General features: G+C 64.7%; 7 protein-coding genes. 3 read left to right on the top strand and 4 right to left on the bottom strand.

Annotation, left to right across the window (positions count from 1 at the left end):
• Positions 1 to 5: 5 nt before the first annotated feature.
• Positions 6 to 872: a hypothetical protein gene (locus WAB17_RS02090; protein WP_435418392.1), complete on the top strand. Its 867-nt coding sequence runs from the start codon at positions 6 to 8 to the stop codon at positions 870 to 872.
• A gap of 81 nt (positions 873 to 953) precedes the next feature.
• Here the strand turns inward: WAB17_RS02090 and WAB17_RS02085 are convergent, their stop codons facing one another.
• The 4 genes from WAB17_RS02085 to WAB17_RS02070 all read right to left on the bottom strand — a co-directional run bounded on the left by WAB17_RS02085 (position 954) and on the right by WAB17_RS02070 (position 8,317).
• Entirely contained in the window at positions 954 to 1,253 is a 300-nt protein-coding gene (locus WAB17_RS02085) for a hypothetical protein (protein WP_435418391.1), read from the bottom strand.
• A 96-nt stretch (positions 1,254 to 1,349) separates the two neighbouring features.
• On the bottom strand, positions 1,350 to 4,247 hold the full coding sequence (locus tag WAB17_RS02080) for a M16 family metallopeptidase (RefSeq protein WP_435418390.1): 2,898 nt from the start codon (positions 4,245 to 4,247) through the stop codon (positions 1,350 to 1,352).
• Between the two features lie 52 nt (positions 4,248 to 4,299).
• Complete coding sequence (locus WAB17_RS02075) at positions 4,300 to 6,555, bottom strand: acylase (RefSeq protein WP_435418389.1); 2,256 nt, start codon at positions 6,553 to 6,555, stop codon at positions 4,300 to 4,302.
• 85 nt (positions 6,556 to 6,640) lie between these two features.
• The gene (locus WAB17_RS02070) at positions 6,641 to 8,317 is read right to left on the bottom strand and encodes a methyl-accepting chemotaxis protein (protein WP_435418388.1); all 1,677 of its coding nucleotides are present in this window, start codon (positions 8,315 to 8,317) and stop codon (positions 6,641 to 6,643) included.
• A 227-nt stretch (positions 8,318 to 8,544) separates the two neighbouring features.
• Here WAB17_RS02070 and clpB point away from each other — a divergent pair, with 227 nt between their 5' ends.
• A complete protein-coding gene (gene clpB, locus WAB17_RS02065) occupies positions 8,545 to 11,124 on the top strand; it encodes an ATP-dependent chaperone ClpB (RefSeq protein WP_435418387.1) in 2,580 nt (859 codons plus the stop codon).
• Positions 11,125 to 11,507: 383 nt separating this feature from the next.
• Positions 11,508 to 14,984, top strand: coding sequence for a TonB-dependent receptor domain-containing protein (locus WAB17_RS02060; RefSeq protein ID WP_435418386.1), 3,477 nt, complete (start codon positions 11,508 to 11,510; stop codon positions 14,982 to 14,984).
• Positions 14,985 to 15,075 lie beyond the last annotated feature (91 nt).

Genomic DNA, 15,075 nt, shown 5'->3' with positions numbered 1-15,075 from the left:
GCACCATGAAATTGAAACTCTTGATGGCCGCTGCGGCACTTGTCGCAGCTACGCCCGCGCTGGCGGAAACGCTGGACAATGCGACTGTCGTGCAGCTTTCGGCCATCGGCCTCGGTGACGAGGCGATCGTGGCCAAGATCGAGGCGTCGCCCTCCAATTTCGACGTATCGACCGACGCGCTTATCGCGCTGAAGGCGAAGGGCGTTTCGTCGGCCGTGATCGCGGCCATGATCCAGGCGTCGAACAAGACGAAGGCGTCATCGTCGGTTGCAGCATCGATCGACAGTCCAGATCCGATGGTACCGCATCCCTCGGGCGTCTACATGCTGGCCGACTGGCTCGAACAGCCGAAGATGTGGCTGATCGATGCGACCACCAGCAACCAGACCAAGACCGGCGGGTTCTTCGGCTACGCGCTGACGGGCGGGCTTGCGCCCATGAGCTTCAGGACCGTCATTCCCAATGGCGAGGCGCGGACCAAGACGGCGGTCGAACGGCCGACCTTCTACTTCTATTTCGACCAGGCCGATGCGTCGCTGTCCAACCGTGGCGGCGCCGGTTTCTGGATGGCGGGGGCGGTCACCTCGCCCGCCGAATTCAGCCTGGTCCGCTTCAAGGTGAAGAAGAACCAGCGCGAGGCCAAGGTAGGCCAGTTCAACATCGGAGGGGCAAAGGCCGGGGTGATGGAAAAGGACCAGATCCCGTTCGACTACGAACGGATCGCGCCGGGGGTCTTCAAGGTCGTCCCGCAGGTCTCGCTGGAGCCGGGCGAATACGGCTTCATCTACTCGTCCTCGACCGGTGGCGGCGTCGGTGCGGCAGGGGTCGGGGCGCAGACTTCGCGCATCTTCGATTTCTCGGTCACCAAGTAAGGCGCGGGCGCGATAGCCGAAGAAAAGGCCCCGCTGCATCGCTGCAGCGGGGCCTTTCGTTTGCCCGAAGGGGCAAAGATCTTACGCGCGCGTGCCGCTCAGCGGCATGGAGCCGAAGGCGCCGGCGTTGACCGCACCGGTCAGGCTGTCGCCGTCGATGGTGGCTTCGCAGTCGAGCTTCATCGGCATCGGCACGGTCATGTTCATCGACCACTTGATGGTGTTGCCTTCCACGGTCCCGCCGTCGATGTCCATCGCGCCCATGGCGCCGGCCATCTTGCCGCTGAAGGTGCCGTCGCCCTTGTCCTCGACGGTCAGCGTGCCGCTCTGCGGGCCCATCGGGCTGCTGACGGTGGTGTTGTAGGTTCCGGAAACGGACATTGGCATTCTCCCTTGGGTTAGGTTGGTGCGGCGGTGGCCTGACGGTTCGTCTGCCCGGCCATCGCCGCTACCTACATTGCTGTCAATTGGCTTCGATCATTCGCCGCCGGTGGCGCCTTCGGGCTTGAAGGTGATCGCACCGGGCGCCTCGACCCGCTCGATCGGCAGGCCGATGCCTTCCAGCTGGGGCAGCACCTTCTCCGCATCGCCGACGATCACCCAGGTGAAGCGGTCGACATCGATCGCCCCGCGGGCAGCGGCATCGAGGCTGGCCGCGGACTGGGCGCGGTATTTCGCCGCCAGCGTTTCTGCATAGTCCATCGGGCGGCCGTAGATGACATTGCTCTGCATGGTGGAGAGCACGGCACCGGCGGTCTCGTACTGGCCGGGCAGTTCGAAGATGTCGTTGTTGACGATCCGCTCGAGCTCTTCCGCGGTTACGCCCTTGGTGCTGGTGAACTCGTCGATCTCGCGGATGAGTTCCTTGAGCGAATCGCCGGTCCGGTCCGACTGGACGGGTGCGGAAACGAGATAGGACACCGCGCCTTCGCGCTGCGCCACGCCCCCGCGCACACCATAGGACCAGCCCTTGGTCTCGCGCAGGTTCATGTTCATCCGGGCGAGGAAGTTGCCGCCCAGCGCATTGTTGGCGCTAAACAGGTCCTCGATCCCCTCGCTCTTCGGATCGACCCCGGTGAGGTAGCCGCCGTAGATGAAACTCTGCGGCGAATTGGGCCGGTTGACCAGCACGATCCGCGCAGCCTGGGGTGCAGGTGCGAGGGTGGAGAAATCCTTCGTCCCGCGGGCCATGCGATTGCCGGCCCACTTGCCGAAGGCTTCGTCGAGCTGCGGCTTGATGGCATCGAGCGCCAGGTCCGACACCACGAACAGGGACGCATTGTCCGGCTGGATCCAGCGGTTCTTGAAGCCGATCAGGTCGTCCCGGCCGATCGCGGCGACAGACTCGACGGTGCCGCTGCCGCTGTCGCCATAGGGGCTGTTGGCGCCGTAAAGCAGCGGCGTCAGCGTCATGGCGGCGATGCCCTGGGGCGAGCGCATCTGTTGCTGGATGCCGGTGATGGTCTGGGTGCGGACCCGTTCCAGTTCGGCGGCATCGAACGCCGGGTTGCGCACGATATCGGTCATCAGCTCGAGCGAAGGGGCCAAGTTGGCGCTGAGGGCGGTCAGGGTGAAGGTCGAACGATCGGCCCCGCCGCCGGTCGAGATTTCCGCCCCGAGCCGTTCGCGCGCCTCGGCGATCTGCTGCGAGCTGCGGGTCGTGGTACCTTCGTCGTAGAGGCTCATGGCAAGGCTTTCGAGCCCGCGCTTGTCGACCGGGTCGGAGGCGGAGCCCGCGTTGAAGGACAGCGCCACGCGGGTGACCGGCACGGCATCGCGGCGCGCGTAATAGACCTTCATGCCGTTGCTCAGCGTGGTTTCGGTCACGTCAGGGAAGTCGAGCTCGGCCAGCGTCGCAATGTCGGGCTTGGGGCGGACCACCGATACCTTGACAGTGTCGTCGGCGGCTGGCTTTTCGGCATCGGCCCCGGCGACGGAGGCCGCCTCGGTGTAGGTGCTGTCGCGCTCGCCCGGCTCGAGGACCAGCGTCATCGAGGGCCGGGTCATCCACTTCTGCATCGCGGCCTTCACTTCGCCCGGCGTCAGCGTGGCGAGGATGTCGAGCTGCTTGGCGTAGAAATCGGGGTCGCCGACAAACACCTCGCCGCTTGCCAGGGTCACCGCCTTGCCGCCGAAGCCGCCGACCTGCTCGAGCCCGCGGATCGTGCCCGCCACGCTTTGGGTCGCGGCACGGCGGACTTCGTCTTCGGTCGGGCCTTCGGCGATGAACTGGTCGATGATCTCGTTCATGCGTGCTTCGACATCGGCGGGCGACACACCGGGTGCGGCGGTTGCGCCGACGTTGAGCAGGCCGACCCGCTGGAACGAGAAGTTGCCGGCGGACACGCCGACGGCGATCTTCTCGTCGCGCACGAGGATATTGTCGAGACGGCTGGAGGAAAGCCCGCCGAGGATCTCCGCACCCACCGTCAGCGCCACGAGGTCACGGCTATCGAGGCCCGGCGCCGTCCAGTAGCGGCTGATGTTGGTGGCCGCGACCTGGTCCTTCATCACCTTGCGGACGTCTTCCTGCAATTCGGGAATCGCCGCCGCGGCGGGCGTGTTGACGGGGCCACGGGCGATCGGGCCGAAATACTTTTCCACCAGCGGCCGCGCTTCGGCAGGCGAGATATCGCCGGCCAGCACCAGCGTGGCATTGTTGGGGCCGTAATTGTCGACGAACCAGTTGCGCACATCATCCATCGAGGCGCTGTCGAGGTCGGCCATCGAGCCGATCGGCGAATGGCGGTAGGGGTGGCCTTCGGGGAAGAGGGTTTCGAGGATTTCGTAGAACACGAGCCCGCCCGGCTGGTTGTCGCCCTGGCGCTTCTCGTTCTGGACGACGCCGCGCTGGTTATCGAGCTTCTCCTGCGTCACCGCGCCGAGCAGATAGCCCATGCGGTCGCTTTCCAGCCACAGCGCGCGTTCGAGCGCGCCGCGCGGCACGGTCTGGAAATAATTGGTGCGATCGAAATTGGTCGTGCCGTTGTAGTCGGTCGCGCCCATTTCCTGGAGGTACTGGAAATAGTCGCCCTGCGCGTTCTCCGAGCCGTTGAACATCAGGTGTTCGAACAGGTGGGCAAAGCCGGTCTTGCCCTTGGGCTCGTCCTTCGAGCCGACGTTGTACCACACCGCGACCCCGACGATCGGGGCCTTGCGGTCTTCATGGACGATCACGGTCAGCCCGTTGTCCAGCTGGAACTCCTCGTACGGAATGTCGACCTGCTCGATCAGGCCGGGCAGCGGCGCGACCGCTTCTGTGGCAGCGCCCGCAGCGCCGGCGGGGGCATGGTTGTCGGCCAGGGCCGGGGTGGCGGCAGCGAGCGCGAGGCCGGTTGCGAGGGCGACAAGGCTGGTCGAGGCAAAACGGGGCATGGTCTCTCCGGTCAGTGGATTGTGCGACAAAGGTGATGGCAGGTGTAACCAGTCAGCGACGGCTGGTCACGGTCTTTCGGGATATGGCATTTGCCACGACATCGTCGCGCCAGAACCACACCGGTTTCAACCGCTTGCTGACGAACAGCCTAGACTGGTCGGTGAAGTGCTTGCTGCCGGGCCGAGTGACCGCAGCGCCGAAGGGCTGTATCGATCGGGAGGTTACCCACTGGCCCGGCAACCATTCCGCCCAGAGGATGAAGCTGTCGCCATGTTTGAGCGCCAGCCGCCCGTCGGCATCGACATCCCAGGTGGTGGAGGCGCGCAGCGTGTCGGACCCGCCGTCGAGCGGCAGGTCGATCGCGAACGGCCCCGGTGTCTGGCGCAGGCGCAGCAATTCGCCCATCGGGGGGTCGAGGCGCCCGAAATGGGTCTGCAGGTGATCCACGGCCTCGCGCAGCTTCGCCTTCGCATCGGGCAGGGGCTTGTTCTGGTATTCGGCGGACATGAAATCCCGGATCAGCAGCAGCGCCAGCGCGTCGCCCGCGCCCCTGCCATCGGCATTGAAATCCCATTGCATGAGCAGGTCGCGCGCGCGGGCGAGCCCGGGTTGCTTGCGCAGGTCGAGCTTCGCCAGCGCATCCCAGAGATCGGCGACATAGCCTTCGCGCGCATATCCGGTATCGTACTTGATCCGCTCCAGCGCGGCACGGTCGAGCAGGCGGGCCTCGCTCAGCAGCCGGTAGGCGCGGCGAGAGCGGTTGGTCTGCTTGGTCTCGATGCCCAGCTCGGGCGCAAAACCGGCCGCCTCGAGGTCGCTTCCCGCGCCCGCTGCCGTCCACGGCTCGTTGTTGGAGTTGTAAAGCCAGCCCGAAGCCGGATTGACCAGCTTGGGCAGGCGCTCGTAGCCGACCGGTCCGTCCCAGATCAGGCTGCTGTCGGTGCCGTCGAGGATGCCGCGCCAGTTCTCGCCCTTGGGCCTGTCGGGTATGGCGGCGTTATAGACATAGGCGATGTTCCCAGCTTCGTCGGCATAGACGAAATTGGTGCTGGGGATCGCCATGCGTGCCAGCTGGGCCTGCCACTCGGCAAGGTTCTTGGCCTTGTTGAGCCGGTAATAGGCATCGAGCTGCTCGATGCTGTCGATCCCGCCGTAGCGAATGGCGAAAGTGCCCTTGTCATTCCTGATCACCGGGCCATGGGCGCTGCGATAGATGGTCTGGCGGATCGGCAGCACCACTGGCCCTATCCTGACCGGCAGGGTGACGGTCTTTTTCTCCAACTTGCGCCATTTCCCGTCGAGCTTGTACTTGGTGCCTGTGGGATCGACCTCCAGCCGATAGACATCGGTCATATCCGGCCTGTTGACGGTGTTGGTCCAGCCCAGATGGCGGTTGTGGCCGAGGAAGGGGAAGGGGCTGCCGGGGAAATTGGCCCCGGCGAAGTGCCAGCCTTCCTCGCTCTCGACCACCAGTTCATACCATGCGACCCCGCCTTCCAGCGGCTGGTGGCTGTTGGAGATAAGCACGCTCGGCCCGCCGGACCTGGCCGGGGTGACGGCAAAGGCGTTCGATCCGGACAGTGCGCCGCCCTGCGAGAAGGGCGACCAGCTTACCTTTGGCTCGCTACCCTTCATGTAGGCGTCGTGCGCGTCGGGATCGAAGATCGTCGCACCCTCCTCGATGCAGGCACACCCCTTGGCGCGCGAATAGCCGGGAATGTCGGGCCCGAACTCGGGATCGAGATCCTTGCCCGCGACCAGATTGGCGATGATATTGCCGAGCCCGAAGAAGAACGGCTGGCGCAGCGCGAAGCCGGCGGCAATGTCCTCGCCATTCACCGGGAACAGATTGGCCAGCTTCAGTTCGCCCGGATGGGCAGCGGCATAGTCGTTGAGGCCGCTGGCATAGGCTTCGAACAGCGCGCGCGTATCGGCGGGGAGCTTGCCGTAATGCCGCTTCGCCGTGCCGCGCGCGTCGAGCAGGTGGTAGGCGTAATCGACCTGCGCCCCTTGCTCGCCTGCAATCGCGCCGTAGCGCCCGCGCGCCATGGCGACGACATCCTGCAGGGTGAAGAAATCATCCTCGGCCTGGGCGATGGCGACGCCATAGGCGACGTCTGGGTCGGTCTTGCCATGGATATGCGGCACGCCGAAATCGTCGCGGATGATTTCGGAGGTGTAGGTTCGCCCGGTATCGGCCGGCTTGGCGGCACGGGCCGTGAACGGCTCCCACGTCATCAGCCCGACCAGCACCACCAGCGCAAGCACCGCCAGCGTTGCGCCGATGCGCACGAGCCATCTACCCATGTCTTCTCCTCTTCCCGCCCCGCGCCTAGCGGGAATGAGGCTAGAGGTGAAGTAGCCGGTCTGCGGCTACGCCCGACGGGTGTTGTCAGCCCGCCCGGATCTGGCGGACGAACTGGCCGATCTGGCGCGACAATTCGCCCGCTTGCCGCTCGAGATCGGTCGAAGCGGCCAGGACCTCGGCCGAAACATCGCCGGTCATGCGCGCGGCATCGTGCAGGTGGCGGACATTCTGCGCCACGACATCGGCACCGCTCGCCGCCCGGTCGATGCTGCGCGCCATTTCCTGGCCCGAACAGGCCTGCTGGTCGACCGCCGATGCGATCGCCGTCGAGCTGATCTCGAGCTGGGCTAGGCGGTTCGTTATCGCGCCGAGCGCCTCTACGGAGGAGTCGCTGGTTTCCTGTATCGCCTTGATCAGCGCGGCGACCTGGTCGGACGATTGCGACGTTTGCCGCGCCAGTTCGGTCACTTCCGACGCCACGACGGCAAAACCGCGGCCCGCCTCGCTGGCCCGGGCTGCCTCGATCGAAGCGTTGAGCGCCAGCAGGCTGGTGCGGGCGGCGATGGTGGAGATCATCTCGATGACCTTGCCGGCCTCGTCGGCCGCTGCGTCGAGCGACAGGATCTTTGCGTCTGCTTGCGCGGCCGCTTCGGTCGAATTGCGTGCCAGGTCTGCAGACGATGATGCCTGCTTGCTGATTTCTCCGATCGTCAGCGCGAATTCGTCGCTCGCAGACGCTGCTGCCGTCACGCCTTCCGCAGTCTCGCTGATGGCCTTCGAGACCTCGCCGCTTTGCTTGGCCGATTGTTCGGCGCTCGATGCCAGCGCCGTCGCGCTTTCACGCAATCTGCCGGAGGAGGCCACGAAGTCGTTGACGATCGCGCCGATCCCCGTTTCGATCCGGTCGGCCAGAGCGAGCAGTTCCCTTGTCCGCTCCGCACTCGCCTGTTCGCGTTCGCGCTGCAGTTGCGCCTGGTGTTCGAGCTTCTCGACCGAGCGCTGGCGGAAGACTTCGATTGCCGCTGCGACCTCTGCCACTTCGTCTTGATGCCTGGGAACTTCGATCTCCGTGACGAGATCGCCATCGACGACGCGCGTGATGGAACGGGCAATTCGGCCCAGCGGCATCACGACGCGGCGACGGACGAACCGCAGGCCGGTCAACAGCAGTGCGGCCAGCGCCAGCGCCAAGGCGCCGATGATCGCCACGTAGTTCCGGGTGGAATCCGCAGCCTGGTCATGAATCCGCTTCTGCTGGGCCAGGGCGGCTTTGACGGCAATGTCGATTTGCGCGCGGTGGCGCTCGTAGGCGGCGCTCAGGCGCTGATAGCTGCGCTCGGCCGCGGCTCGATCGTTGCGGGCCAGTGCGGGGAGGAAAGCATTGTCGAGTTCGTTCCAGAACTGGTCGGATTCGGCCCCTGCCTTGTCAAGCAATTGCTTGCGGAGAGAAGCGTCGATGGAGGATCCCTGCCAGTACTCCGTCCTTTCGTCATGCTCTTCCCGCAGGTGTCGCAAGTGGAGACGGTGCTCTTCGAAATCGCCCTCGCCGCGTATCGCGAGGGTAGCTTCGAGGTAGGGTTCGATAATGTATTGCGGCGGCGGCAGGATATCCGCGATGTAGGTGTTGATCTCTTCGTTCTCGCGATGGAGCGGGCCGCCAAAACGGATCGTGCTGACGCCGACTGCACCGACCAGCAACGTGGCCAGCAACAAGGCGACCGTCGCGTACCCTCCCCTGCTGAAGGTTTGCTGGATGTTCATGAATGTCCCCCGCCTGCCTCGGCCCGTTTCTTTTTCTCCACCGTCCCTTGATTGCGACCGGACGACGGGATCGCCGTAAAGCCGAATGGTAATCGCAACGTTAACCGGATGTCCGGCCACCTCCGGCCGGGTAACGCCCACTGTTTGGGGGTGCGAAAATTGTCGGCCCCCCTTGTGAGGCCATGCGCCCGCACTATTTCGCGGTGTAGCAGGAGGTTGACACACCCATGAATCTCGAAAAGTTTACCGACCGGGCGAAGGGCTTCCTGCAGGCGGCGCAGACCGTTGCCATCCGCATGAACCATCAGCGGATCACACCGGCGCATATCCTCAAGGCTCTGATCGAGGACAGCGAGGGCATGGCGTCCGGCCTCGTGGCACGGTCGGGAGGGAATCCGCGCGCGGTGGAGGATGAAGTCGATGCCGCGCTGGCGAAAATTCCGGCGGTATCCGGCAGTGGCGCGCAGGCCACACCCGGCCTCGACAACGACAGCGTCCGCGTGCTCGACCAGGCCGAACAGGTCGCCGAGAAATCGGGCGACAGCTTTGTCACGGTCGAGCGGCTGCTGGTCGCCCTCGCGCTGGCCACTACCACCTCCGCCGGGCAGGCGATGAAGGCGGCGGGCGTCGATCCCAAGGCGCTCGAGGCTGCCATCGCCGAGCTGCGCAAGGGCAAGACCGCCGACAGCGCCGGGGCCGAAAACGCCTATGACGCGATGAAGAAATATGCCCGCGACCTGACGCAGGCGGCGCGTGACGGCAAGCTCGATCCCGTCATCGGCCGCGACGAGGAAATCCGCCGCACCATCCAGATCCTCGCTCGCCGGACCAAGAACAACCCGGCGCTGATCGGCGAGCCCGGCACCGGCAAGACCGCGATTGCCGAAGGGCTGGCGCTGCGCATCGCCAATGGCGACGTGCCAGACAGCCTCAAGGGGCGAACGCTGATGAGCCTCGATCTCGGTGCGCTGATCGCGGGCGCGAAGTATCGCGGCGAGTTCGAGGAACGGCTCAAGAGCGTGCTCGACGAGGTCAAGAACTCCGATGGGCAGATCATCCTGTTCATCGACGAGATGCACACGCTTATCGGGGCGGGCGCTTCGGAAGGCAGCATGGATGCCTCGAACCTGCTGAAGCCCGCGCTCAGCCGCGGCGAGCTGCACTGCATCGGCGCAACCACGCTCGACGAATACCAGAAGTATGTCGAGAAGGACCCGGCGCTGCAGCGGCGGTTCCAGTCGGTCTATATCGACGAGCCGAGCGTCGAGGATACGATCAGCATCCTGCGCGGGATCAAGGACAAGTACGAGTTGCACCACGGGGTGCGGATCACCGACGGGGCGATCGTCGCGGCGGCGCAGCTCAGCCATCGCTACATCCAGAACCGTTTCCTGCCCGACAAGGCCATCGACCTGATGGACGAGGCGGCGTCGCGCATCCGCATGGAAGTGGAGTCCAAGCCCGAGGAAATCGAAGGTCTCGACCGCCGCATCATCCAGCTGCGGATCGAGGAGCAGGCGCTGCAGAAGGAAAGCGACACCGCGTCGAAGGACCGGCTCGAGGCGCTGCGCAAGGAACTGGCCGAGCTGGAGCAGCAGTCGTCCGAGCTCACCACCCGCTGGCAGAACGAGCGCGACAAGATCCACGCCGAAGCGAAGATCAAGGAAGAGCTCGACGCCGCGCGGCTTGAACTGGAGCAGGCGCAGCGCATCGGCGATCTCGCCAAGGCCGGCGAGCTGCAATACGGCCGCATCCCGGCGCTGGAAAAGCAGCTCAATGAGGCGACCGGCCACAACGAGAACGCGCTGCTGCGCGAGGAAGTGACCGAGGACGATATCGCCAATGTCGTCAGCCGGGCGACCGGCATCCCCATCGACAAGATGCTGGAAGGCGAACGCGACAAGCTGCTGCAGATGGAAAGCATCCTCGGCAAGCGGGTGATCGGCCAGGCGCAGGCGATAGAGGCCGTCAGCAAGGCCGTGCGCCGTGCGCGCGCCGGCCTGCAGGACCCGGGCCGTCCGCTCGGCAGCTTCCTGTTCCTGGGGCCCACGGGCGTCGGCAAGACCGAGCTGACCAAGGCGCTCGCCGGCTTCCTGTTCGATGACGACACCGCCATGGTCCGTATCGACATGAGCGAGTTCATGGAGAAGCACGCGGTCGCGCGGCTGATCGGCGCGCCTCCGGGCTATGTCGGCTACGAGGAAGGCGGCGTGCTGACCGAAGCCGTGCGGCGTCGCCCCTACCAGGTGGTGCTGTTCGACGAGGTCGAGAAAGCACACACCGATGTCTTCAACGTGCTGCTGCAGGTGCTCGACGACGGCCGCCTGACCGACGGGCAGGGCAGGGTGGTCGATTTCGCCAACACGCTGATCATCCTAACCAGCAACCTGGGCAGCCAGTATCTGGCGCAGATGGACGACGGCCAGAAGGTCGAGGATGTCGAGCCGCAGGTGATGGACGTGGTGCGCGGGCACTTCCGCCCCGAATTCCTCAACCGGCTGGACGAGATCATCCTGTTCCACCGGCTTGGCCAGGAGCACATGGCGCCGATCGTCGAGATCCAGGTCGGCCGGGTGCAGAAACTCCTCAGGGACCGCAAGATCGTCCTCGACCTGACCGAAGGCGCGAAGAAATGGCTCGGGCGGGTTGGCTACGATCCGGTCTATGGCGCGCGTCCGCTCAAGCGCGCGGTACAGCGCTATTTGCAGGACCCGCTGGCCGAGAAGCTGCTCGAGGGCATGGTGCCGGACGGTAGCACGGTCAGGATTGACGAAGGCGACGGCGCATTGCGGATGGAAGTCGGCTAGCCACGCAACGCGCCGGGCTGAATCGTTGCGGATTCGCGGTCTCCGGCATCGTGCGATGGTGCAGCGCAACAATATTGCGCAGTGCAGAAATGGATTGGGCGTAATTCGATTGCGCTGCTACGGCCAATCTGCGTAATAAAATTAGGCAGTTTTCGGCTCGCCGCAAAAAATGTGGGAAATGCGCAACAACCTTGCCGCGCAATGAACGGAAATCGCCCAAACCGCTTTGACAGTTCTCCGGTCACTATTGCACACGTGTGACATCGCAGGAACTGGGGGTTCCAGCATCAACGACAGGTCGCGGGGGCAGCCTTGAACGGGGCGTCCCGATTTCCGTGCTTTTCAGATGCTCTCCAGGTCCCGCATTCGCGACTGGAGAAGTTATGAAGAAGTTTCACGCCAATTCGATCAAGGGTCTCGCGGTTTCGGCGTCTGTCATGGCTATGGCGTTCGCCGCCCCGGCCTTTGCCCAGGACACCGCCGGCGCGGCAGAGGAATGCGTCGCCGACGAAGCCGGCAACCTGCCCGAAGGTTGCGACATTTCGGCTGACGGCACCCCGGCCCCTGCTCAAGGCCAGATCGTCGTGACCGGTTCGCGCCTCAAGCGCGACACCTTCTCCAGCATTTCGCCGCTGCAGATCCTGACCACCGAAGAACAGAACGACGCGGGCCTGTTCGATCCGTCGCAGATCCTGCAGCGTTCGGAAGCCGCGGCCGGCCAGCAGATCGATGCCACCTTCCAGGGCTTCGTGCTCGACAACGGCCCGGGTTCGCAGACCATCAACCTGCGCGGCCTCGGTGCCGACCGGACCCTGGTCCTGATCAATGGCCGCCGCATGGCTCCGGCCGGTGTGGAAGGCGCGCCGACCAACCCGTCGATCAACCTGCTGCCCGGCACGATGATCGAACGCATCGACCTGCTGCTCGACGGCGCGTCGTCGGTTTACGGTTCGGACGCCGTAGCCGGCGTTGTCAACGTCGTCCTCAAGAAGGATTTCGACGGTCTCGAACTCTCGGCCAACGGCAACATCAATCCGATGGGCAGCGGCGAGGATTACACCATCGGCGCTTCGTGGGGCGTCAACAGCGACCGCGGCTTCTTCGGGATCGGCGCGGAATACTCGTTCCGTGACGAAATCCGCCTGCGCGATCGCGACTTCTTCGGCGGATGCGACCGCCACTACGAAGTGGACCAGGCCGGCAATATCCGGACCCTCGGGCTTGCCGACAATGCGGTCGTCCGCAACCGCACCCCCGGCGTGACGGTCGAGGAAAGCGCTTGTAAGATTGCGGGCATCAGCGGCCGCGTGTTCCTCTCGAACACCCGCGTCGGCTCGGTCTATTTCCCGGGCAACGGCAACATCGCCAACTTCCCGAACGATCCGCGCACCGGCCGGCCGTTCAACTTCGGCGATTCGCAGGACTTCTTCGGCCGCGATCTCGATCTCAACGGCGACGGTGTCCGCGACGTCGATTTCCAGAACGTCAACACCAACGGTGCCAACCAGAACCAGATCTTTGTTCCGCAGCAGGAACTGATCAACGTCCTGGCCTATGGCGAATACACCATTCCCAGCGACATCAACCTGACCCCCTATTTCGAGGCAGGTTACAGCCGCGCCGATATCTATGGCGAAGAGACGTTCAATTCCCAGCTCTTCCCCTTCGTGCCCGATCTCAACCCGTTCAACCCCTGTAACTTCCGCACCAACCCCAACGGGGTGGACTGCCGGGCCGTGGACAACGCCCTGCAGGCACGTGCGGGTCGTCCCTTTACTCCGCTGTCGACCGGCTTTGCCCTGCCGGTGCAGCCGATCGTCTCGATCCGCGGCGACCGTAACGACATCGACGTCGTGCAGGAGCAGATCCGTGCCGTTGTTGGCGTGCGCGGCGATGCGCCGATCTTCGGCCCGAGCTGGACCTTCGATACCTCGCTGGTCTATTCGCGCGCCAAGGGCGTCTCGAGCCGTACCGGTATCCGCGAAGACCGCCTTGCCCTCGCGCTCGGCCTTGATCCGACGGCCGACTACAACGGCGACGGCATCGTCGACAACAATGGCGACGGCATCGCCGACGATTACGACAGCAACCTGAACGTGTTCGGTTTCTTCGGCGACCCTCAGTGGATCGGCGTTTGTAACTCCGCCCGCCTCGCCAATCCGGGCCTGGCTGCACCGGACCTCAACGCTGCGGGCTGTGTGCCTGTCAACCTGTTCGCACCGAGCGTGCTGACCGGTGCGGTCGGCGACTTCGCCACCCAGGCGGAACGCGACTACATCTTCGGCAAGCGCGTCTTCAACACCATCTACAAGCAGATCACCTGGAACGCGTTCCTTACCGGCGACCTGTTCGAACTGCCCGGCGGCACCGTCGGCGCGGTGCTCGGTGCGGAATACCGCCGCGACGAGATCAACTCGCGGCCGGATATCGTGGCGTCGAACGGCCTGTTCTGGGGCTTCTTCTCCGACCTCGGCGCCGTCGGCGACAAGGAAATCAAGGAAGTCTTCGGCGAACTCGACCTGCCGATCGTGGCCGGCATCCCCGGTTTCGAAGAGCTCGACGTCAAGCTCGCCGGCCGTATCACGGACGAAGAGTTCTACGGCACCAACTACACCTATTCGGGTGCTGTGGGCTGGCGTCCGATCGCCCCGCTGCTGATCCGTGCAACCTACGGGACATCGTTCCGTGCGCCGAACCTGCGCGAGAACTTCCTCGCCGGGCAGAGCGGGTTCAACACGCTGTTCGACCCCTGTGCGGTCCCGACCGACGCCTTCGTCGCCGGTGCCTACAGCGCGGTGGATGACGACCGCGACCCGACGATCCTCGAAAACTGCCGCCGCGAAGGCCGCGATCCGACCCGTGTCGGTATCGAAGCAACCGGTCTCAACACGCTGCAGACCTCGAGCGTGGAAATCACCTCGGGCGGCAGCCTCGATATCAACCCGGAAACCTCGACCGCGCTGACCGCTGGTTTCTCGTTCGAGGAAACCTTTGCCGGAGTCGATATCAACCTGGGCATGAGCTACTTCCGCATCAAGCTGGAAGACTCGATCGTCGAGCCGAGCAGCCAGTTCATCGTCAACGACTGCTACACCCGCGACGACGGCCAGCGCAGTCCGTTCTGTGACCGCATCACCGCCAGCCCGCTGGCGACCCAGCGGTTCCTGATCACCGACGTCAACTCGGGCTTCATCAATCTCAACCGCGAAAAGGTGGAAGGCATCGATTTCAACGCCTTCATCGGCACCGATGTCGCAGCCTTCGGCGAGAACATCGAACTGGGCCTGCGCGTCCGCGCCAACCACCTGATGGAGCGTTCGACCCTGTTCATCGACGACACCGGGGCCGAAATCTTCGACGACGACGCGGGCGAGTTCGGCCTGCCCAAGTGGACTGGCTTCGCCCAGTTGACCGCCGGCATCGACAAGTTCCGTCTCGCCTACACGATCGACTACACCGGTCCGGTGGATCAGGATCCGGTCGGTGTGGACGCGTTCAGCGACGCCTTCGGCCGTGGCCCCGACGGCCGCCCGGCCGGCGTGGTCGGTGACACCTGTCTCGGCAACGGTTCGGGATCGAACACCGGCCCGGGCGGGGCTTTCGTCCCCAACGGCCGCGTGGCTGGCGACGGCATCTTCTGCCGCGACGTCGGTTTCGCCGATGCCTACTTCCTGCACACGGTCTCGCTGCGGTACCGCGCCGACACCTTCACCGTGCTGGTCGGCGTCAGCAACCTGTTCGACACCGCCCCGCCGCTGGTCGACAGCAGCGAAGTCCTTGCCATCAACAACACCGCGATCGGCAATGGCTACAACTACGATGGCCGCGAATTCTTCATGAGCGTCACCAAGTCGTTCTAAGAGGGTTCAGTTAGTACCGAGTACTAAGGGCGGCCCTGCGCATTCGTGCCGGGGCCGCCCTTTTCGTTTCCCTTCCCCCACCGGAAAGTTT

This window comes from Parerythrobacter aurantius (assembly GCF_045291475.1).
GTDB classification, from domain to species: Bacteria; Pseudomonadota; Alphaproteobacteria; order Sphingomonadales; family Sphingomonadaceae; genus Parerythrobacter; species Parerythrobacter aurantius.
This window is presented reverse-complemented; position numbering and strand designations above follow the sequence as displayed.

What these genes read in the sequence shown, in the direction of transcription:
- WAB17_RS02060 (WP_435418386.1), top strand. Translation starts at nt 11,508, where the DNA reads ATGAAGAAGTTTCACGCCAATTCGATCAAGGGTCTCGCGGTTTCGGCG.
- WAB17_RS02080 (WP_435418390.1), bottom strand. Translation starts at nt 4,247, where the DNA reads ATGCCCCGTTTTGCCTCGACCAGCCTTGTCGCCCTCGCAACCGGCCTC.
- WAB17_RS02090 (WP_435418392.1), top strand. Translation starts at nt 6, where the DNA reads ATGAAATTGAAACTCTTGATGGCCGCTGCGGCACTTGTCGCAGCTACG.
- clpB (WP_435418387.1), top strand. Translation starts at nt 8,545, where the DNA reads ATGAATCTCGAAAAGTTTACCGACCGGGCGAAGGGCTTCCTGCAGGCG.
- WAB17_RS02070 (WP_435418388.1), bottom strand. Translation starts at nt 8,317, where the DNA reads ATGAACATCCAGCAAACCTTCAGCAGGGGAGGGTACGCGACGGTCGCC.
- WAB17_RS02085 (WP_435418391.1), bottom strand. Translation starts at nt 1,253, where the DNA reads ATGTCCGTTTCCGGAACCTACAACACCACCGTCAGCAGCCCGATGGGC.
- WAB17_RS02075 (WP_435418389.1), bottom strand. Translation starts at nt 6,555, where the DNA reads ATGGGTAGATGGCTCGTGCGCATCGGCGCAACGCTGGCGGTGCTTGCG.